The following is a 21,782-nucleotide window of genomic DNA, read 5'->3' on the forward strand; positions in this document are numbered from 1 at the left end:
CGACTCAACTGTCGCTGTCGGTTGCATGTTTGGTGGCAAGGCTGACCAGCCAGACAGTCAGAATGGCTAAGACAAAAGCCGGCACCAACTCGTACAGAGCCCCTTTGAGAGCGGGCGTGTTGCGCCACACCAAAGTGACACCCACACCAACGAGCATGCCCGAGATAACGCCGGTTTTGGTGGTGCCTTTCCACATGAGACCCAGGATCACGACGGGTCCGAAAGCGGCCCCCAGGGCCGACCAGGAGTACAGAACGAAATCGAAAATGACACGGTTTTCAGATAGCGCAAATCCGATCGACAAGAAGGCCAGGAGAACAAGGATCCATCGGTCCCAGCGCTGCGTGGAAAGATAGCTCTCCATACCATCGGATGACATCCCCAGCTTTTTCTTCAGGGGCACAATTACATCGCGGGAAATCGTGCTGGACATCACGATCAACTGTGAGTCGGCTGTGGAGCATATTGCCGACACGATGGCCGCAATTACAAACCCACCCAGCACCGGCGGCAGGAATTCGTTGACAGCCAACGGCAGCGCCTGTTCCGGATCAGGCAGGTCAGGAAAGTAGGCACGAGCAAACAGTCCGAAAAACACGGCTCCGAAGTAGACAAGCACGAACCACACCATCGAGATCATCCCGGCTTTTCTTACCGTCGCAAGATTACGCGCCGCCATAAATCTCGACAGCACGTGCGGCATGCCCGGATAGCCCAGGCCGATTCCGAGCAATCCAACCACGAAACCCAAGCCCACAAATCCCGCGTTACCAGACGCCCAGGTGAGCAGGTCGGGATTGGTCGCACTTATCGTGGCCATGAACTCGGAGTATCCACCCAGCTTGGTCAAGACGATAAACGGCATCACCAATAGGGCAATAACCATGAACGTGGCCTGAACGATGTCGGTCCAGCAGATGGCCCGGAAGCCGCCGGTGACGGTGTATGTCAGTATGATCGCAGCGCCGACAAGTACGCCCCAACTGTAGTCGAGATCGAACGTCGCCTGGAACGCTTTGCCGGCAGCGTTCATTTGCGCCGCCACATAGCCGAGCATGGCGGCAGTGATGATCAACACCGGGATAACACGCAGCGCCGCAGATTTTGATCCGAAGCGATGCATGATAAACTGGGTGAGTGTCACCGCACCGCTCTCGTGGCTACAGCGGCGCAGTCGTTCGGCGATGACGAACCAATTGAAAAGATAGCCTGCGGCGATGCCCGGAATAATCCAAAGCGCCGAAAAACCAAAGACGTATGCCTCGCCAACCAGACCAAGCATTACCCAGCCGGATTCGGAACTGGCCGATGCCGATAACGACGCCGCCCACGGTCCTAACTCGCGATTGGCCAGAACGAAATCGTCGCCTGTCTTCTTGCGCAGTTTGGTGGAATACAAACCAAAGGCAACGATCCCGGCACTATATACAATGAATGAAATGGTCAATACCAGTTGGGAGTCCATACATCTCTCCTATGCATGTTGACGAGAAGTCTTGCCATAGCACATTGGTTTAGAATAAACGGACGCCGGTGGCCAAAGCAACAAGATTGTTGAGTGGTGGCATGCCACCTTGCGGCCTGTTGAAAAAGCCTCTGCGCCGTCAGGTGACGTGCCTTGCGGTGCATGTGCTGTAAGGCGACTCGCCTGACAGCCAGTGGGTTGGACGGCAGGTGTCGGGCGGGGTCGCCCAACACCACCCACGACATGGACCTTTTTCAACACTCCCCTTGCGCTGGATCGCCACGGTTTTGCTTCACAAATGGAAAGCTTTGTATTAAGTTCGGTATAACAATATGACAGCGAGGCAGCCCTGCAACGAAGGCGGCTTCTCAGTTCGACATATTCTATGACCGGGAGGACAGTGTGATCAAAACCATAACGACTATTGGGGTACCGGCAGTGTTTTGTTTAAGTGTACTGTGCGGAAGCGTTGCCGCATCAGCTACCCAGGCATTCAAGATCGAAGATTATGTCCCACAGAAGTTCACCGATCTGGAGTGGCGGCTCAACGGCAGGCTTGAACTTAGGGGATTATCCCAAGATCGCGATGAGTTGCCGGTGGCCACAGACGAACCCCGCAATGAGAAAAGACAGACAGACCAAAAATACAACAGGCTCGACCTGAGTACGTGGTTACTATACCGTTACGAAACGATCCCCCGTACCCTCACCCTGGGCTCCGGATTTGGCATCTCAATGTATAGGAACAAGCAGGAGACTTTGTTCGACCGTGTCGATTCTCAAGGACTGCCTCGGTCTATGGAGAGTGAGAGCACCGAACACACGTATTCGATCTCGTACAGCCCGTCTCTGGATTACAATACATACTTGATCGGCGATCTGTTCATGGGCCTGACGGGCAACGGGTCGTTTGGCTATATGAAGATACCCAAGGAAGATTACGAGGAATCCAGCTATCAAGAGCGCCAACTCGGTGATTATAAACGATACTATCTTTATCATCGTGATTCTGATGGGACGGAAGTTCAGAAGTATGCAGCCATCTCTCTAACTGTAGGTACAGGCTTGGGGCGGTTGTATGAAGGTCATTTTGCTGCCACAGCTTTGTACATTGTCGACGAACTGAAGAGCAGCGGGCTGCTTGAACATGAACCTTCCACCCTGGAGATGGTGGAACTGACCGAGATCATATATCAAAATCGCATGACTCACGAAGTGGACCACCGGCTTGCGAAGATTGACGCCCTCGATGCCGTAATGGCATTCCTGACGGATATTGGATCAATCACCGAGTCCCCCCGGATGAGCTATGTCCTCATCCAGGACGTCTGGGATTTCTTCCCTCACAACAGTCGACGTTTTGGAACACAAGTGAAGGTGGGCGCGGGATGGGATTATTATTACTCAATGTTGGACCAATCGCGAGATGATCTTAGATTCACTCTGACCTATCAGCATCATGTGGATAGTGTGGATGAGGTAGACACACTGACATACAGCACCAACACCACTCACAATGACTTTACATCAAGACGAGAATTGGATAATGTTTTCATATTCCTTGCTGCCAACCACTGCAAGCCGCTCTCTCTGAAATGGCAGTGGGACACCAATGTTGAGTTGACCTACTTCGTCCATGCCGAAGGTGTGAGGCATCGGAATCCGAGCAGCGCTTTGGGACGCAGGACAAGCCGCTCTCCTCTCCTTGTGGAAGTCCGGGGGCTTGATGATTACTACCAATTCAAGTGCAGTAGCGTAGGAACCTACATTCTGAATTCACGGACAAACCTGCGATTCTGGGGAGACTTTACCTACGGTCGTTACGACACACCAGTTGAGTCAGGTTCGGATCGTACCAGAACTATCAAATCCTGGGAGGGAAACCTTGGTAGTTCCCTGAACTATCGGTTGTCGATACCGACCAAACTGACGATCTCCGGTCGCTATCGTTTCCACAGTGAGCTGAATGTTAACGATTACGGCTCAGTTTACGATTACGAAAACGACTGGGGCCTCTGGCAATTCAATGCGAGTATCTCACACAATCTGTATTAGGGCGTTTAGATCAGCGTTTTCTTTTGCGTATACTGCCCGACCCCGAGATGCTTTTGGAAAAATCGGCCGGGTTACCGTATATGGCAATGTCGCCCGATCCTGAAAGGCTGCCGTCGAACGACTCTTCGGCATGCACCTTAACTTCACCTGAGCCGGACAGGCTGACATAAGCCTCTTGAGCGATCAGATCACGGGTGTCAATATCTCCGGAACCGGAAAGGCGCACCTCCAGCTCGTCGGTAGTGCCTTCGGCTACCAGACTGCCTGAGCCGGCCAGTTTGAATTCAAAAAACTCCGCTTCCAGCCGTTCAACCAGAACATCGCCCGATCCACGCAAGTAGACCCGTTCAAGTTCGGGGACACTGATTTCAATCTTGCAGCCGTTACGCGAACGGTAGTTCTCACGGTTCCCGATCTTTAGCGTCTTGCCGCGGACTTCTGTTTCAATCAAGTCGATTAGGTTGTCGTCGAAGGTAACTTTGACCGACAGTTCATCACCAACGGTAATGTAGATATCCGCCGCCCCGTTGGATTCTATGCGCTTGAACGGTTTTACATCCCGCTCTTCGGTGACAACATCGCCCGAGCCTTTGACCCCGCGAGAATTGAAACCAAACCAATCGGCCGAAACAGAACCGGCCATCAGTGTGACCAACAACGTGACTGTCGGCACCATTTTTTTGATAAGTCTCTTCACGTCTCTCTCCTGAACTTGAATTTGTCTGTCTGCTACCACTGGATACGTGGTTGGTTGGGGCAGGTTTCAGGAGATTTACGGCGCCGATCGAGGCGATCCGGCTGAGGTAGTTCCGTGAGTGATAGAACGCAGGCGGCCGTTTATCTGAGCAGCACCATCTTACGAGTGGACCGAAGCTCACCTGATTCGAGACGATAGAAGTAGACGCCCGAGGCCGCCTGATTTCCGTTGCTGTCGTGACCGTTCCAGGATGTCACGTACTCGCCCGCGCTCAAGTGTTCATCAACAAGCGTAGCAACTTTCTGCCCGGCGACATTGTACAACTCCAGGCTTGTATAGCCCGCGCCGGCCAACTCGAAGCGAATACTGGTCTGCGGGTTGAACGGGTTGGGATAGTTCTGCATAAGCAGGAACCGATCCGGAAGGGTACCCGACCGATAGTCCTCGACATCCAACGCCAGACTCCAGCCGGCCATCGTCGCCATCATCCACCAGAACGCCTTCCCCTTGCGGTAGCAAGAGAAGTCGTGCGAATGCGAACATCCGATGTCATAACAGCTGGGGCAATCGTGCGAAGCACACCAGACATCACACCAATCACACCACTCGCTGGGGTCGGCGTGATAGACACCGTCCGGATCGTAGCTATCGATATCGGCGAAATCAAAAAGGACCTTGTTGTTTGCCACGCAAAAGTCGCGCAGTTGTTGGTTGCGCAGCAGCAGGTTGTCGCCGTTGGAATTGTCAAGGTGGCCGGTCATGTAAATGAAGGTGATATCGGGATACTCGGCTTCCAACTGACTCATCGAATCACAGAACATATTGATACCCTGCTCGGTCTGCCAGGTCATGCCGCTGCACCACGACCACATGACAACGTTACGATCGCAACCCTCTTGATCCAGAGCGGTGCGTGTTTGGTTCATCCATGGGAAATCGTAGACTCCACACAGGTCGTTTTGATCGTTTTCCTCGATTGACAAAGAATCGGCAGCCACCGGCCCCCGAGTGAACGCATACAACGGGTCCTCTCCACGCAGGACATTCATCCCGGCAATTATCTGGTTACCATGAGAGGTGTGGCCATAAAACAACCGAAAGTCGCTCTTCACTTGCTGTATTACCGAGGCAGGTATGCTTTCAAACTCCGGTATGACGGTGTGGTCGGCAACAATAGCAGCCACACCGGTGCCCGGCGAAGTTGATAACATCAAGGTCAGAATCAAGCTTGTGAATAGTGCAATCGATTTGGGATTCATGGTCGCCTCTTAATTTGTGGTCCTTCTGGACGTGTTGGTACCGTATTAATATAGATCGCACAATACGCGGGTCAACTTTAGTTTTTCGAAAAAATAGACCGATCCGAGCCAACTTCCCGCTGTGCAATTATCTTCCAGGGGAGAGGCCGGCCTGAGCAAAAGTTGACAAACCCTCCGAGCTGCCGGGTGGCCTGGGTCGCGGTGCCGGTGCTGTCGGGTGACCCGCCGCCGCTGTCCAGTATGGAGTTAGGTGTCGGGTCACAATCACGCCTTCGGCGCACTCAGGACCCAACACAACATAAACGGGGATTGTCAACAAGCCCCTGGTCGGGGGCCTGCAGCGAAGGTCCTACCCCAAAGGTGAATCCTGTTTGGAAGCCTTGGCCAATACAGAGCTTTCCTTGATGATGCTGATCTCGGAAGGGTCGGCGCCATCGATCATTATCTCAACAAAGGCTACTATTTCGCCATCTTTATCTCGTATCGGCGAGGTGGTGATGTTGGACGGTTGGCGACTATCCTGGGTGACTCGTTGCACTCTGGCCCGGCAGGTAGCCCCCTGCTCGACGCTGATTTCCGCCGGACAGCCGGTACAGATACCATTACCGACGCCTGAGTTGAACAGCTCAAAACACTGTGGGCTTTGGCCGAGATCGACGTCGGGATACTCTTGTTTGAGTTTTCGATTCATGAAGAGCACTGTCTTTCGGGGGCTGATCACGGCAATCCCCTGGTCGTAATTGTCGGCAAAGTTCTGGAAACTGCACAAACTGGTATCGGACGAAGACGGCTGGTTTTGACGGTCTGAGATGTCCCGCGCGTAAACGCAGTTGTACATTTGATCTTCAAACTCAAGCAGATTCACTGTTACCTCAACCGGGAAAACCCGGCCGGACTTGGTTCGATGGCTCGATTTGATGGTGAAAGACCTGAACTGTTTGAGATCCTCCCAATGTTTGGGCCACAGATCAGCCTGCATGTTGGTATCAATGTCGTACACTGTCAATTCCAGCAGTTCTTCATTGGTGTAACCGAGCACGCGACAAGCAGCTTCGTTTACATAGACAAAGCGGGCATCAGACCCCATCCAATAGACTGCGTCAGCCGCCTTGTCGACGGTGAACTGGGTCAGGCGTAGGTCTTGTTCCATTTTGCGGCGTTTGCGCATATCCTGCTCCAGCGTCTCTTTGGCCGTCCTCAGTTGGCGGGAGACTCCACGAATTTTGGCCGTGTGATGCAATCCGGTCAGGGCGCCTACAGCCAGCAGGATCGAAACCACCAGGCCGGTTGCCAGAACCGCTATGCCCATCCCCGATTCCTGTCGGCGCAGAAACGAGTCAGTTGGAAGATAGTGAACCGACCAAAGACGATCAGCCAGATTGAGAACGGCTGAGTGGCTTACCTCATCGCTTGCCTCGATTTCATCATCAGAAGATAACAAACGAGTTTTCTCGCGGCCTTTCATTTCCGTTTGGTACAGTAGTGGTTGCCCGGACGGAGCCATCATGTCCGAGACCACCAGGTCGAACTGCTCTATTTCCTGTGGGGTAAGAGTCAGACTGATAATGCGATCTGTTTGGTATGAAGCCGCTACATATCCTCTGAGGTATTTGCGGCGGTCCTTGACGGTGGTAAGTTGGTGTCCGGTTTGATAGACCGGCATCAACACAAACATGACCGGGTCGGCATCGGGGTGATTATCCACTCGCAGCATTTGGGTGGCGGCCACGGTATTCTGATCGCAGGACCAGGAGATGGACTCTACCAATTCGGGATGTGAAGCCAGGTTCAGTCCCATCAGGTTCCGGTTTTCATCGTATGGTTCGGTGACGTAAATCGGATACAGATACTCGCCTTCCCGAGCAGACTCACCGGTCGGCCAGGACCGCACGGCGAAATCGACTATGCCTTCGGCTCGCGCCGTTTCTTCATATTTGGATTGTTTGACTCTGGCCAGGCGGGGAATCCACTGGAGGGCTTCGATTTCCGGGTGTGCTGTCAGCAGCGGTTCGACAAACGAACGAAACTCATCACGATAAACAGAATCCGATGAGCGGTAAAAGGCGCGGAGAGTCTCAAGGGGAGCAATACTGGCCTCGATCGATCGTTCGAGCAAGTTCAGGTGTTTGAGCGCGACCAAATCGAAGTTGTCCTGCGCCCGGTTCTGTTCCAGCCTGCTAACTGAGCCGTGCAGAATCAAAGATGCTACCAGCCCGAGCATTAAAACAGCCCCCGCTGTCCACGGAGGGTGGGATACCAGACGTCCCATTAGACGCCCGGATGGTTCCACGTTGGGTTTAACTTCGTTGGTCACAAACAAATACCTTTGACAGAGAAACACCGGATATAACTGTGAACCAGTAAATGCCGAATCCGGACTTCATTAGGATTGTCGACCACAAATCAGCAATCCTTGACCCGGCGGGGTGGCCGTCTCAGGCCTTGTTTGGGGCGACAGGCAAGCCTGTCCCTTTCGCAACGGGGCGCTTGTGTGCCAACAATCTAACGAAACCACAGCAACACGGCTCGACCGAGTCACCCTTCGACTCCGCTCAGGGTGAGGTGGGGGTGCGCTCAGGGTGAGGTGGGGGTGCGCTCGGGGTGAGGTGGGGGTGCGCTCGGGGTGAGCTATAGATGCACGAAGCTTGGTAAAAGGAAAAAAAGAGGGCCGGTCGAAGCCGGCCCCAGGCCAGGTCTTTTCTAATCCACTGACCCTGTCTTCGGTGGTCTGACCACCTGAACTCTTACTGAAACATATACAACTGCCGTGCCGGCAGCCAAATGATTGACATCAAGCCGATTGTCTAAGAACTCGTTCACGAAAAGTGTGGGCGCCGGTCTTTACTTGAAGGATTTCGTCAATTTGAGATGTTAAAAGTTGATCGGGACAAGCCCCTCGAATAAGTTGCCGCTACGATAATTCAAGAGGAGATTCCGATGTCTGATTTTGCCTATATCCACGCCCGCCAGATTCTCGACAGTCGCGGTACGCCGACCATTGAAGTCGATGTTTGTCTGTCCGACGGAACGCTGGGACGCGCGGCGGTCCCATCCGGGGCATCCACCGGTGCTCACGAAGCGGTCGAACTGCGTGATGGTGACAAGAAAGTTTACTTTGGCAAAGGTGTCACCAAGGCGGTGGCCAATGTCAACGACAAGATAGGCCCGGCCTTGATGAACGAAGGGATTGATCCGTTTGATCAAGTCACTCTGGACAATTTCATGATCGGCCTGGATGATACTCAGAACAAAGGCAATCTCGGCGCCAACGCCATGTTGGGCGTCTCGTTAGCCACAGCCAAGGCGGCGGCTGAGTCGCGCGGGAGGTTTTTGTACGAATATATCGGCGGCTGCAACTGCAAGCTCATGCCGGTGCCGATGATGAATATCCTTAACGGCGGCAAACACGCCGACAACAACGTCGATCTGCAGGAATTCATGATCATGCCGGTCGGCGCCGAGAATATTCGCCACGCGCTGCAGATGGGGGCCGAGGTATTCGGACATCTCAAAAAGACGCTCAAGGCCAAAGGCTACAATACTTCGGTAGGCGATGAAGGTGGCTTCGCGCCGGACTTGAAGTCCAACGAGGAAGCACTCGAAGTTATCATGGAAGCAATCAATGCCTCGGGCTACGAACCGGGTGAAGATATCATGTTGGCCCTGGACCCGGCTTCGACCGAATTTTATGACTCAGAAAGCGGGCTCTATGATCTGGCCGCCGAGGGTCGCAAACTGTCGTCTGCGGAGATGATCGATTTCTACGCCGGACTGGTCGAAAGGTATCCGATCATTTCAATCGAAGACGGATTGGCCGAGGACGATTGGGAGGGCTGGCAACAGTTCACGGCCAAGATGGGTGACTTGATACAGATTGTCGGCGATGATATCTTTGTCACCAACCCGATACGGTTAAAACGCGGCATCGACGAGAAAACAGCTAACTCGATTTTGATTAAACTCAACCAGATAGGCACCCTGACCGAAACGCTCGACACAATCGACATGGCCCAGAAAGCCGGGTTCACCGCGGTGGTGTCGCATCGTTCGGGTGAAACCGAAGATGCCACCATCGCCGACGTAGTGGTGGCCTCAGGCGCCGGGCAAATCAAAACCGGCTCGATATGTAGAACCGATAGAATCGCCAAGTACAATCAGTTGTTCCGAATCGAGGAAACTATCGGTGAGAGTGCCGTCTATCCCGGCATGGACACGTTTTATTGTCTGAAGAGTTGAGGGCATCTGTTCCGGAACTTGTCGATATACCCTCGCCAACGTCATTGCGGCCCACGCGGCCACGAATGGCTCCTAAGTCGCGTGGTGTGGCGATCTCATGCCTCGACTGCGCTCGGTACGACATACGAACCACGAAATGAGATTGCCGCGCACCCGGCCTGTCCGCTCAGGGTGCGGTGGTAGGTGCTAAGGGCATGGTTTGAGAAGTAGGGCGGGTCCGTCTTCGCCTGCGCGCCGTGGCGTGAACCCGCCAGCCAATTTTCGATGGCGGTAGTTTTTTGGGGCGTCCGCCGCGGCGGACTGCCCTTCTACCGCAATCAACCCCGGCGGGTCCACGGACGGACGGACCCTACTTCAGGCTGGATACTGGCCTGCGCCAGTATGACAAAACGCAAGACCCTTGGTGGGCTACTCGACTGGATGGTACTATAGAGCGAAGCACGAAAAACAGGCTTGCCTGTCAGCGGCGCGCGAAGCGAGAGAGAGTGATTTATCACCGCGAAGCGCAAGAAAGCCATTTACGGGCTACTCCACCGTAAACGCAATCGTCTTCAAGACGTGCCAGTCGGCATCAACGATTTTCACTTCCCACTGACCAGTCCAGTGCGGCATGATTGTCTTCTTACTCCAGGTGCGCCATGATGCCGCTTTGACCGGCAGCTTGATCGAAGCCTTTTCTTCACCCTTGTAATACCAAAGATGCTCGACATGCGTTGTGTCGGTGGCACCATTGACCCGACACCACAGGTAAACCTGGCCTACCTCACTGCCGAATTTGATTGCTTCGCCCTGGGCCTTACGGTCGACGACTGAGGTGCAGAGTTTAGCTTCGACAGTCAGGCTTGAGGCTGTCTCTTTCTTGAACGTTTTGGTCGGCGTGGTAGTGTCTTCGGCCTTAGCCGGCTCAGTACTATCCGGTTGCTGCGCCCGAACGCTGCTGAGCATGGCGATGAGAACTGCTGACAGTAACAAGAACTTGCCCATTTTTACCTCCTGGAAACGTTGTCCAACGGTCAGTTGAAGGTAATGAAGTCTTCTGCCTGGTGCAATCGTTAACAGTGATTAGTATGCTTTGACAGGGATTCTGCGCCACCGTGAAGGGAGTAAAAATTACCCAGCCCCAGACCACGAAGCTGATGAGCTAACCGTTTGCTGGTGTTACCATGCTCGCAGATCAGCAGGTATTCTCGGCCCGGTGGCAAGGTTTGCAGATGCTCAAGGCTGGGCTGCCCGACGGTCTGAGATTCGTTGGGAATTCCGGAATCGACAAGCCCGCTGGCCTCGGCTCTGAGATCGACGGTCACAAACCTGCTCGGATGGTTGGCGACGTTCCGAGAGTCAACTTCGAACTCACCGAATTGACTCGCTCTGGCCGCTGGCCTTGGGCTGTCGGTATCGGCATCCGGACAGCAGACAGAACAACCCACCCGTTGCATACGGCGGTACCGCTGAATCGCGAGACTCTGTAAATCGATGAGGATACCATGATCGGCCGATGTTGGTTTCATACCAAGCAAGAGACTGATGACTTCACCGGCCTGCAGCGTGCCGACCAGGTTGGGCACGACACCCATGATACCCGATTCCGTGCAGCCGGTGACACAATCGTCGTTCGGCGTGTTATCAGAGAGGCAATTAAAGCAGCCGCCTGAGTCTTGGGTGAAGAAAGTGTGCAAAACCGCCTGCCAGTGATGAACCGCTGCCAGCACCAACGGCGTCTGTGTGTCCAGACATTTCCTGTTGAGCAGGTATTTCGTTTCGAGATTGTCGGTTCCATCGACCACGACGTCAAAACCATCAAGCATGTGCAGGGATTCGTCGGTGGATACTCGGAGTGAGTGGGCTTCGATTTTAACGAATGGATTCAACGCCTCAAGGCGCTCTTTGGCTGCGACCGCTTTGTCACGTCCGACATCGTCGACCGTATATAGAGTCTGTCGGTGCAGGTTGGAGGTCTCCACCTTATCATGATCAAAAACGGCCAGCCGACCGACTCCAGCAGCAGCCAGATTGGTCAGTACCGGGCATCCCAACCCGCCGGCGCCGACCACAGCTACCCGGGCGTTTTTCAGCCGCTCTTGTCCCGATGTCCCGACCTGGGGCAACAACCGTTGTTTTGAGTAGTAGTCGCTTTCTGAGAGGTCGGGTTTCCCGGTGTGGGTGCAACTTACCCAGTCGATACTTCCGTCGGTGTAGAACTCTTTCTTCCAGATAGGTACGCGCCTTTTGATCTCATCGATAACGTACCGACAAGCCTCGAAAGCGGCCGCCCGATGCGCGGCCAGGACACCTATCCAAATCGCAACCTCGCCGATCTGAAGCGAACCCACCCGGTGCACAGCCTCAATTTTGATTATGTCAAATTTATCAATCGCCTCAGCAACTATTCGCCTGCCTTCTTTTGTCGCCAGAGCATCATAGGCATGGTATTCGAGGCTGCCTACCGACCGTCCTTGGTGCCGGTTGCGCACTCTGCCTTCAAAAGATGCGAGAGCCCCGGCGGAATCGCTGGTGAACCCTCGGGTAATGGCTGCTACATCGATCTCTGTCCGGGCAATCTCAAACACAACTCAACCCCCGGCCACCGGCGGAATAAACACGACCTGATCGCCGTCGGTTAACTCAGTGTTCATTGTTGCGAATTCCTCGTTGATGGCAACCTGGGTAACGGAAGAGTCGAGTGAGAACAAGTAGCGGTCACGCAATTCATCATAGAGATTGGCCGCCGTGTGGGCGCTGGTTGAAACAGTTTCCGAATCAACTCCGGTCTCTTCTTTGAGTTTGGCGAAGTACAGCATCTTGATCTGCTTCATCTGATCCTCTCCATATCTGCCGTCATGCTCAACCTCCGATTTCGTTCATGTTTTGAGGCACTTCGTAGATCCTGCCGGTCGGCTTCAATTTGAGTGTCTTATGAAACACTTCGTCAAGCTGGTCGTCGTTCTTATAGGCAATGTCATGGCCTTCTTCTTTCATCAGACATGGCCTCAGTTTGCCGGTCGAGGACAAACGCCAGCGAGAACAAGCGCCACAGAACGGCTTGGACTCCGATGCTATGATTCCGATCTTGGCGCCGGAAGTGGTCTTGAAATTGATCGAGGTTGAATCGTAAGAAGCCGTACGGACTTCGAGTTGGTATCGCCCGCGGATTATCTCGAGAATGTCATCGGCCGGAATGAAGTTGCTTATCTGGTTTTCACGCGCCTGACCGATCCGCATAAGTTCCAGAAAACGAACTTCGATCCCCGTTCGTTCGCTGAAGTCGACAAAGTCCAGAATCTCATCGTCGTTGACATCACGCATGGCCAGAACATTGAGTTTGGTGTGAAAACCTTGATCGTTGGTGGCTTCTATGGCCCGCATGACTCTCGTGAAATGTTTGGAGTGAGTAATCTGGTTGAAACGTTCTTCCTTGAGAGAGTCCAGACTGATGTTGATATGTTTACAATTGGTCGTCTTGAGAAACGGCAGCAGCCGCTCGAGCTTTGATGCGTTGGTAGTCAGAGCCAGCATCTTAAGCGGCAGTTCCGAAAGCCGTGTGACGATCTCATTGAACTCAGGGCGCATGGTCGGCTCGCCGCCTGTCAGTCTGATTTCTTCGACCCCGTAATCCAGAAGTATCCGGCACAAGCGCACTATTTCATCGGGCGGAATACGGTTGCTGCGATGAGGAAATCTGGCGTCCAGAGGCATGCAATAATGACAGCGGAAATTGCAGTCTTCCAAAAGGGAGACACGGAGCTTGCGCACTTTTCTTCCGTGGCTATCGATCAGGGGCAGTTTGGTGGTTCGGGCCGGGCTTACAGATTCCATCCGGATTCCTATTCAGAAGTTTGACGACCAACGCTGCTTACAACGATCCATATTGACTACGTTGTCGATGCCAAATAAACGCAGGCCGCGGTGGCATTGTTCCTGGGTTTGTGAGGGTGGTGGTAGAACCGCGTCTGGTTCCGCCGGCTACAAATGGGGCTTATTCGCTTAGTACCGCTACGGACTAGCGCAGTTTCAATCCAAGCCGGTGGTTTTCTTTGCAGCTAAGGTCCAGGTTCGGATTTCTGATACCGTTTCGTCAGGGATGTTCCTACTGAATTCGACTAGACGGCATCTGTCGAGAAGGACACCAGCTAAAGTATTGTATTCTTCCCATTTGGCCCTGTCTACCGCCTCTGATACGCAAAACGCTTTCAATGGAGTGACAAAAACGTTCCCTTCGATCCACAATCTAACGAAATCACCGGGTTGTAGCTGTGTCGTCGAATCACGCCAGCTCGTGCCTGTCTTGCATTGAGCAAAGACGATTAGCTGACCGGGCAAACCGTCAGCAAATGGAACCCAGGCAACCGCATCCAACTTGCCATCCTTCGTATATGTGAGCGTGTTGTGTGGGTTACGAAATCCAGAACCTTCACGAAGTTCCTGACATAGATTGTCAACCTTATTCCGAAACGTACTTTGGCTGGAAGTTCCAAAGACAAGAGATCGCGCCTTCGACTGCCCAAGGTAAGTCTTCAAAACCTGAGCCGAAAGAGTCTCAAGCAAATATGTGCCATCAATGCTGGCATGGATGCGATTATCCTTCATCTTCAGGCGCGTACTAAGTAGAAGGTACATGTACACTATTGACTGAGCGTTTTCGGGATCGGGACAATCGCACTTTAAGACCGTACCTGTCGAGTCAAGAGTAAAGGGATAGCCCGAGCCGCAGGCAGTTTCCCTATGTTCAATTTCATTCATGACTTCGTCAAGCATCTCTGCGTGCTTATCCTCATCATCATGGCAGCCATCATTTGTTTCGTTGTCGTCAAGTCGCCCGAGGTCTGCAACGATTTCACTTTCCGATGTGCTTCCACGAATCCAGCACAACAGTTCAGCATAGTCTGCTAACTCATGTGTGCCCGCTTGTGCAGACGGCGGATGCGGTAATTTGAACGTCATTCAGCTCTCCGTCCGACGAGCCTTTTTGCCCGGACTTATCTTGCGTTCCATCTGCTCATAAATATCATCGGCCAGGTTGGCAACTGTACCGGCGATACGAAGAAGTTCTTCTGAATTATCATAGCCGGCGGTGAGATGGCTGGCGGCCCGTTGGAGTTCGCGCTTGGCTGCGAGCAGAGCTTCTCCGAAGACCTTAGTCGGTGGAAGACTTAACTCAAAAGAAGCTGCCAAGCCATTACCCTTTCTGAGGGAATCAACAGCCTCAAGATTGGCTAAGACATCATCGAGTTGGCCAAGGTGAGGGTTTTGCGATTGAACAACCGGGGGTATGTCAGCCTTCTTGCTTCCATACAGCCAAACACACAACTCCCCGAGTTTTTTCAGCGCTTCTCTTGGAACTGGATTTCTGGTTTCGGCGTCCGCAGGTTTTAGCGTAAGAAACTTGCTGATGCCGTTGTAACCCAACCCGGTATACAGATGAGAAAAGGCGAATCGCTGACGAAACCGATCTTCGCGATCATAGACATTCTCCCGCTCCGCTTGCTCTATGACCATCAAGCCGCGATAGAGGCGCTGCACTGTCTTGTGCCGGTCGCCAATCTGCTCCGCGATGTCCTCCAGTGAGATGTTGTATTCATTGTGAATACTCGAAATGTACTTGGCCTTGGCATAGCTGGTCCATTTTGCTGGACCGTTAACATGCTTGAATCCGAGATAATGCCAAGCATCCTTACGTCCTGAGATAGTAGCGGGCAGGTTGTTAAGTTCCGCAGGATCGAAGTTGGTTACTGTAGGAATACCCCATCCCATCGATTTAGCGAGGTCTGGAACTGTGAGTGCCTTTACAGCAGCGAGTCGCCGGTTCCCCTCGATAACAATGTACTTTTCGTCTTCTATCGTAACTATCAGCGGTTCATGTGGAAAGAAGCCACACGCTGAAATAGATTGAACGAGTTCTTTCACATCCATTGCATCCCAAAGGATGGTAATGATATCGTCATCGGTTGTTCTATCGGTGATCCCATACTCGGCAAGCCGGGGGTTTTTCCAGTCAAAGTGCAAGTCCGCAGTCGGCAGTTGAACAATCTCCGAATTGGGCATGACTTCTCCTTCCTATGCGATTTCCGACAAAGGGTTCTCGTCCCGGCCCATGCGGCAGGTAGACGGCATCACGATATTATCTGGCGCAATGATCAACTCTTGGGCTGACCGCTTTGACTGTAATGAGTAACGAATCGGCAGCAACGCCACCTTGCGTGACTGATACAGTTCTCGTACAAGTGCGCTATCATCGTAGGACATAATCCACGGTAGTGTCTTCTGAGTACGTAGATACTTAGCCAGGAACTTGTGGTCTTTTGCCTCGTACGCATTCAAGTAAAGACGTTGTCCTTTGTTCACATAGGGTGGATCGATGTAAACAAAAACACGCTTTCTTCCGCGTCCACGCGGCAGATTCGTCTTCAGAAAATCGATGGCATCTTTTCGAGAAACATGAATGTTCTTTCGCATCCTGCTGAGCCTTAAGATGCGCTCGGTCAAGGTGTCTCGGTAGAAACGTACACCCATGGACCACGCTCCAGATTGCTCATACCCCCCGATCGGCCCCGAACCCGTAAGAACACCCGACCTATTACACCGATTCATGTAGAATGCTGCGAAACCCACATCGAACAAACGGTATTTCGACGGATGCGAACAGATTTCGTGTTGCCTCCTCCATTCCGCAATAGTTAATGGCACTGATGCGATACGCTCAACAAACCGGTCGGTGCGATGGAGAGCGGCTCGCCAGAAGGCATAAATACGGACATCGGCGTCATTCAGATAGACTTCGGGGACTACTCCGTTCTTCAGCAACGTAAGGGCAGCACCCGCGCCTCCTGCGTAGGGCTCGAAATAGGCGCAGCCCCTGAGATCGTTTTGGTCAATGACGTCGGTGAGAAACTCGGAAAGAATGGTCTTCCCCCCGGGATACCGAAGTGGGCTGGGATATCTCATTGCCGATCTCCATTCCTCTCCAAATGCAGTCGGCGCTGCATGTTCGGAAGCAGTCGTCATGGGCATGGTCCGTAGTCTCAGCGTTTGAGTCATAGCTCTTTGGCGCCTATCGATAGTAATGTCGTTATCCATGAATTCAATGTCAACAATTGCGTTACGGCCATGACACCCCCGCCGGGCACTGACTAAGTGGTGGTGAAGCCCTTTATAAAATATGATTCCCCAGCCGGTCGGTTTTGCGTATATTGGTTGTCTATGAGCTATCTGGTGTTGGCCCGCAAGTATCGTCCGCAACGATTTGAAGACATCGTGGCCCAGGAGCATGTCAGCCGCACCCTGCAAAACGCCGTCAAGAACGACCGCGTGGGCTCCGGCTATCTGTTCTGTGGACCCCGAGGCACCGGCAAAACAACCACCGCGCGCGTACTGGCCAAGGCTCTCAACTGTGTCAACGGTCCCACGCCCGATCCGTGTGGCCAGTGTGACGCCTGCAAAGAGATCACGGCCGGGAGTTCGCTGGATGTACTCGAAATCGACGCCGCCTCCAACACCGGCGTCGACGACGTGCGCACGCTGCGGGAAAACGTCCGCTATCTGCCGGCCGGTGGCAAGAAACGAATCTATATCATAGACGAAGTGCATCGGCTCTCCGGGGCCGCTTTCGATGCTCTGCTGAAAACGCTGGAGGAGCCGCCGCCGCATGTGATATTCATGTTCGCCACGACCGAACCGACCAAAGTGCCGGAGACTATTATGTCTCGCACCCAGCGCTTCGACCTCAAACGGGTCTCGGCCAAGGCGCTGGCCTCACATCTGACCTTGATTGCGCGCAAAGAAGGACTTGAAATCGAGGAGGCGGCCATCAGTTTGCTGGCCCGCAAGGCCGACGGCTCGGTACGTGATAGTCTGTCGCTGTTGGATCAATTGACCGCCTTTGCCTCGGAGAAAATAACCAGCGAGACGGTGGTTTCCGCGCTGGGACTGGTCGACCGTCAGATGTTGTTCAGTTTCGTCAACGCTGTTGCCGCCCGTGACAGCAAGGGTGTACTGGCCTTGATCAGGCAGGTGATCGAAGGTGGCGGCGATATCTCAGACTTTACAGCCGAGTTGTTGGAACACCTCAGACTGTTGATGGTCTTGGCCACGGATGAAGAAGCCGGTCAGTTGCTCGGTTTTAGCGGCGACGAGTTGACCGAGCTTTCGCAACAGGCCGGGAATTTCGCGTTGGGCGATATTGTCCGCATGATCAAGATAGGTATGGACCTCAACCGTGACCTCAAAAGCAAAAGCGGTCTGGATGAACGACTGCTTTTGGATGTCGCCGCCATCAAGATGGCCGAGATGGAGGGAACGGTTCGCTTTGAAGAGATTCTCGCCCACCTGAAACAGGGACCGGCTCCAACCGCCACCGGCAATCTGTTCGGGCCCGATCAAAAAAAAAAGGGTGAACCACAGGCCAGCGCAGGATTGAAATTAGTCAGAAGTGAAGAGCCACCTCAGGCGCCAATCGCGGAGCCGTTCAAATCGCGGGCCGTCAATTTGGTTATGATGCGGACAGGCTGGAAAAGTTTTATTGGTCGTCTCAAACAGAAGAACAGTATGCTGGCCTCGCAGCTGGCTATGGCTGAAGTCCGTGATGTTAAGGACAATCGAATTTTGGCCGTATTTGGTCGGTCGGCCGGGGTGGCCCGTCAGTTGGCCGAAAAACCAGCCAATGTGAGCCTGATCAAAGCGGCCTTGGCCGATCAGTTTGCCGCTAATCTGAGTATAACATTCGAGACCGACTCACAGAAAGATGACGAAAAAATCGATAACGATAAAAAACAGTCCACGAGTGTCGATCTAAAGAAACTGGTGGAAGAATCACCGCGACTGCAAAAACTGATGGAGAAAGTTGACGGCGAGATCATCGGGGTAAGAAACGGTGAATAACAGAAGAACGACAGACCTACACAGGAGATGATTATGGGTAAGGGCGGCATCGGCAATATGATGAAGCAGGTTCAACAGATGCAGGCCAAGATGGAGGCAATTCAGGCCGAACTGGAACAGACCGAAGTGGAAGGAACTGCAGGCGGCGGTATGGTCAAAGTGGTAGCCAACGGTAAACAGGATATCGTGTCGGTCACCATTGATCCGGAAGTGGTCGATCCCGATGACGTTGAGATGCTGCAGGACCTTATCCTAGCCGCGATCAGTCAGGCTCGCACCAAGGCGCAGGAATTGCAAACAGAAAAAATGGCCAGCCTTACCGGCGGCCTGAATATACCCGGGATGAACCTGCCGTTCTAAGCGGAAAGACCTGCCATGTTCAAATCGGCTACTTCGGTTGAACGATTGGCCAATCGTCTGGCGCGTATGCCGGGGATAGGGCGCAAGTCGGCCTCGCGGCTGGCTTTCTATATTCTCAACCTGCCCAAAGAAGAGGCGCTGGAGCTTTCCGACATCATCCGCGAGGTGATCGACAAGGTTGGCTTCTGTTCAACATGTTTCAACATCTCAGAGAATGATCCCTGCCGAATCTGCAGCGATCCCAAACGGGACGCAACGGTCTTGTGTGTGGTCGAAGAAACGGCCGATGCCGCTGCTATCGATAAGGTCGATGGATTCAACGGTCGCTTTCACATACTGGGTGGACGCCTCTCACCGCTGGACGGGCTGGGGCCGGACGAACTGAAAATACAAGAACTGTTGAAAAGACTGTCCGGCGACATAACCGAGGTCGTGCTGGCCACCAATCCAAATGTCGAAGGTGAGGCTACTGCCATCTACCTGGCCAAACTGCTCAAGCCGTTGGGCGTGAAAGTGACTCGTATCGCACGCGGACTGCCGGTCGGCTCCGATCTGGAATTTGCCGACTCGGCCACGCTCGGTCGGGCCTTGGAGGGGCGGCAGGAGTTCTGAGTTCTGATCATGGCTGACTCCAGACATATCTCCCAGGCGCTGTACCTGTTGATGGCGGTCTCCCTGCTCTTTCTGGCCGCCCGGTTCCTGGGCGGTGCCCTGTTTGAAAACAACTGGTCGTTCACCCACTTTTGGCACCTGCCGCTCTGGTATCCCATCCTATGGCTGGCCCTTTCGGCCGGACTTTTATACCTGTTCATCGGTCGCATCGAGTCTATCGGCAAACTCTGTACCTCGTCCAGGCAGGTTGTGATCGCGGCGACCATCTTGTTCGTTCTGTTGGTCATATTCCGGCATGATTCTTTTGTTCTCGGCGGCGGCAACCTGAAGGTTGCCATGCTGGCCCAAGCTGAAGTCTTCAACCCTCGGTGGTTTGAGTACGGTACATCGATGCTGGTATCGTGGCTGCACACGCTCCTCACTCTGTTTGAGATGCCGCGCACGATGCCGGCGGTGTTGAGTTGGACGGTTGTGAGTTTCATGTCTACCCTGGCCGCGTTGGTGGCATGTATCCAGCTCAGTCGTGCTCTCGCCCCCGACTCCCAGCGGCGGGGGCTGCTTTTCACTGTCATGTTCTTCGGACCGCAGGGTGTGGTCTACTTTGGGTTTATCGGAGTGGAACCGGTAGTACCGGCTATCTGTAGTTGGCTGGCGCTTTTGGTGGTGCGCACCAACCGCGAGGGAGGAGTCAAAAACCTGGCCCTGCTCTGGCTGATTGCCGCTGTTGGCGTCTTCATGTACAGTTGGTTGGTTTTCCTGATTCCTTCCGCCCTGTTTGTGACAGTACGCAGGCTTGGACGGCAGACCAAAAAACTGTCCCTGGGCACCCTTATCGTAGGCTTGGTCGGATACGTTATCGTGTTGGCCTTCGTCTACCGTCAAGGAGTAATCGACTTTGAGTTCTCACGGTTCTTACTGTTCCCGGGGGGCAAAAGTCCTTTCGGTAACTACGGCCTGTTCTCCCTGAGACACATCAGCGATGTCGTTCAACTGTTCTTTCTGGCAGCGCCGACTGTCGTGGTCACCAAACTTCTGTGGATGCGCAGACTGTCCGCTGTGCGAAACGATGCCAATCTTGTCGCCTTCAGCCTGATGGCCCTGGGTGGCGGAACGGTTCTATTTGTAATGGACCCATTCAACAGCATTGTCTTCGACATGCCGCGCATGGCTGCCTTTCTCACGCCCGTGGCCCTTTTGGCCGGACTGTTACTGGCCAGGGTGCCGACCGACTCAGCAGCGGGACGACGGCTCTTGGGAGCTATGGCGGCGCTGTCGCTGATCGTGCCGCTTTGCTATCTTCCGGTAATGTTGGAAATCGACCGGGTGGAATCGCATGCCGTTGAGCAGTTCGACAAACAAGAGGTTCACTATTTGCACGCCGGTTTCGCATTTAGAGATGCCTACTTCTATCGACGCCACTTTGATGAACGCAAGACGATCATTCGTATCCCGGGATTCGAACATATCGTTCCGGATAACTTGCTACAGGGTTATGATTCATCGGCTGTTTCCGTCGACAGCTCAGGCGGCCAACGCCACAGACTCGGGCTGGACACAACCAATCTCGAAAAGGCCAATCAGTGGGATTGGCTGATGCCGACCAAGTCCGAAGATTTTCTTAACCTGCGAGGCGCCGGCGACCTGATCACGGCCGGCAAGCCGGAGGTGGCGCTTAGGTATCTTTACGCCATGAAAGCCAAACGGCCCTATTGGACCGATGCCCGAGCCAGACTGATCAATGTACTGATGCGACTGGGCCGTTATGCCCAGACCCGGCCGGAACTCGACAGCGTGTTGATGCTCCAACCATACCGGCGTGAGCACCATCAGAACAATTACATTTTCTGGCGCGATCAACGAAAGTACACCGAGGCTTTTGCAGCTATCGACCGTGCCGTCGAGCTATTTCCGAATGACCCGGAGATACTCACCGACCTGATGCTGATGCATCATCAGATCGGCAACAAAGAGGAGGCTGCCGAGTTAGCATCGTCGTTGAACGCCACCGATTCGACGCTGCCATATCCTTACCTGGTCCGGGCATTTCAGGAAGATGCGAGCGAGAACTACAGCGCTGCAATCCGTTACTATCAGAGATTCGTCTCTTTAGCGCCTAATGATCCGGACACCGAACGCATGCGCGCGCGCATGAACGAGTTGGCCGAGAAGCTGCGGGAGGGGGAGTAGGGGGGAAGGTCTCTGTGTTGGTTCCTGTATTTCAGAGTTC

At 53.6% G+C, this 21,782-nt stretch carries 17 protein-coding genes; 6 read left to right on the forward strand and 11 right to left on the reverse strand.

Features of this window, described 5'->3' with window-relative positions; translation table 11 throughout:
• Positions 1 to 4: 4 nt before the first annotated feature.
• Positions 5 to 1,465, reverse strand: a complete 1,461-nt coding sequence (locus tag OEV49_05745; GenBank protein MDH3890566.1) for a sodium/proline symporter — start codon at positions 1,463 to 1,465, stop codon at positions 5 to 7.
• A 402-nt stretch (positions 1,466 to 1,867) separates the two neighbouring features.
• Here OEV49_05745 and OEV49_05750 point away from each other — a divergent pair, with 402 nt between their 5' ends.
• On the forward strand, positions 1,868 to 3,520 hold the full coding sequence (locus OEV49_05750) for a hypothetical protein (protein ID MDH3890567.1): 1,653 nt from the start codon (positions 1,868 to 1,870) through the stop codon (positions 3,518 to 3,520).
• Positions 3,521 to 3,530: 10 nt separating this feature from the next.
• On the opposite strand, the gene OEV49_05755 is transcribed toward OEV49_05750, so the two are convergent.
• The 3 genes from OEV49_05755 to OEV49_05765 form a co-directional block, all read right to left on the reverse strand.
• Positions 3,531 to 4,217: a DUF2807 domain-containing protein gene (locus OEV49_05755; GenBank protein ID MDH3890568.1), complete on the reverse strand. Its 687-nt coding sequence runs from the start codon at positions 4,215 to 4,217 to the stop codon at positions 3,531 to 3,533.
• Between the two features lie 140 nt (positions 4,218 to 4,357).
• Positions 4,358 to 5,476 carry a T9SS type A sorting domain-containing protein gene (locus tag OEV49_05760; GenBank protein MDH3890569.1) on the reverse strand — a complete coding sequence of 373 codons (1,119 nt, stop codon included), beginning with the start codon at positions 5,474 to 5,476 and terminating at the stop codon, positions 4,358 to 4,360.
• A 349-nt stretch (positions 5,477 to 5,825) separates the two neighbouring features.
• Positions 5,826 to 7,790 carry a CHASE domain-containing protein gene (locus OEV49_05765; protein ID MDH3890570.1) on the reverse strand — a complete coding sequence of 655 codons (1,965 nt, stop codon included), beginning with the start codon at positions 7,788 to 7,790 and terminating at the stop codon, positions 5,826 to 5,828.
• A gap of 623 nt (positions 7,791 to 8,413) precedes the next feature.
• Here OEV49_05765 and eno point away from each other — a divergent pair.
• On the forward strand, positions 8,414 to 9,712 hold the full coding sequence (gene eno, locus OEV49_05770) for a phosphopyruvate hydratase (protein ID MDH3890571.1): 1,299 nt from the start codon (positions 8,414 to 8,416) through the stop codon (positions 9,710 to 9,712).
• Between the two features lie 525 nt (positions 9,713 to 10,237).
• Here eno and OEV49_05775 read toward each other — a convergent pair.
• The 7 genes from OEV49_05775 to OEV49_05805 form a co-directional block, all read right to left on the reverse strand.
• Entirely contained in the window at positions 10,238 to 10,696 is a 459-nt protein-coding gene (locus OEV49_05775) for a DUF2914 domain-containing protein (GenBank protein MDH3890572.1), read from the reverse strand.
• A 68-nt stretch (positions 10,697 to 10,764) separates the two neighbouring features.
• A complete protein-coding gene (locus OEV49_05780; protein MDH3890573.1) occupies positions 10,765 to 12,279 on the reverse strand; it encodes a ThiF family adenylyltransferase in 1,515 nt (504 codons plus the stop codon).
• Positions 12,280 to 12,282: 3 nt separating this feature from the next.
• Positions 12,283 to 12,525 (reverse strand): molybdopterin converting factor subunit 1, encoded by a 243-nt coding sequence (moaD, locus tag OEV49_05785; GenBank protein ID MDH3890574.1) that lies wholly within the window; start codon positions 12,523 to 12,525, stop codon positions 12,283 to 12,285.
• A gap of 28 nt (positions 12,526 to 12,553) precedes the next feature.
• Positions 12,554 to 13,525 carry a GTP 3',8-cyclase MoaA gene (gene moaA, locus OEV49_05790; protein ID MDH3890575.1) on the reverse strand — a complete coding sequence of 324 codons (972 nt, stop codon included), beginning with the start codon at positions 13,523 to 13,525 and terminating at the stop codon, positions 12,554 to 12,556.
• A 195-nt stretch (positions 13,526 to 13,720) separates the two neighbouring features.
• Positions 13,721 to 14,650, reverse strand: coding sequence for a hypothetical protein (locus OEV49_05795; protein MDH3890576.1), 930 nt, complete (start codon positions 14,648 to 14,650; stop codon positions 13,721 to 13,723).
• Entirely contained in the window at positions 14,651 to 15,751 is a 1,101-nt protein-coding gene (locus OEV49_05800) for a ParB N-terminal domain-containing protein (protein ID MDH3890577.1), read from the reverse strand.
• 12 nt (positions 15,752 to 15,763) lie between these two features.
• Positions 15,764 to 16,651, reverse strand: coding sequence for a DNA adenine methylase (locus OEV49_05805; GenBank protein MDH3890578.1), 888 nt, complete (start codon positions 16,649 to 16,651; stop codon positions 15,764 to 15,766).
• A gap of 255 nt (positions 16,652 to 16,906) precedes the next feature.
• Between OEV49_05805 and dnaX the strand changes: the two genes are divergently transcribed.
• From dnaX to OEV49_05825, 4 genes are read left to right on the forward strand one after another with little or no spacing between them, the layout of a single operon-like run.
• Positions 16,907 to 18,583: a DNA polymerase III subunit gamma/tau gene (gene dnaX / locus OEV49_05810; GenBank protein ID MDH3890579.1), complete on the forward strand. Its 1,677-nt coding sequence runs from the start codon at positions 16,907 to 16,909 to the stop codon at positions 18,581 to 18,583.
• 33 nt (positions 18,584 to 18,616) lie between these two features.
• Complete coding sequence (locus OEV49_05815) at positions 18,617 to 18,943, forward strand: YbaB/EbfC family nucleoid-associated protein (GenBank protein ID MDH3890580.1); 327 nt, start codon at positions 18,617 to 18,619, stop codon at positions 18,941 to 18,943.
• Positions 18,944 to 18,958: 15 nt separating this feature from the next.
• Positions 18,959 to 19,555 carry a recombination mediator RecR gene (gene recR / locus OEV49_05820; protein MDH3890581.1) on the forward strand — a complete coding sequence of 199 codons (597 nt, stop codon included), beginning with the start codon at positions 18,959 to 18,961 and terminating at the stop codon, positions 19,553 to 19,555.
• A gap of 9 nt (positions 19,556 to 19,564) precedes the next feature.
• Positions 19,565 to 21,742, forward strand: a complete 2,178-nt coding sequence (locus tag OEV49_05825) for a tetratricopeptide repeat protein (GenBank protein ID MDH3890582.1) — start codon at positions 19,565 to 19,567, stop codon at positions 21,740 to 21,742.
• The last annotated feature ends 40 nt before the right edge of the window (positions 21,743 to 21,782 follow it).

Source organism: Candidatus Zixiibacteriota bacterium (assembly GCA_029860345.1).
Lineage (GTDB): Bacteria > Zixibacteria > MSB-5A5 > GN15 > FEB-12 > JAJRTA01.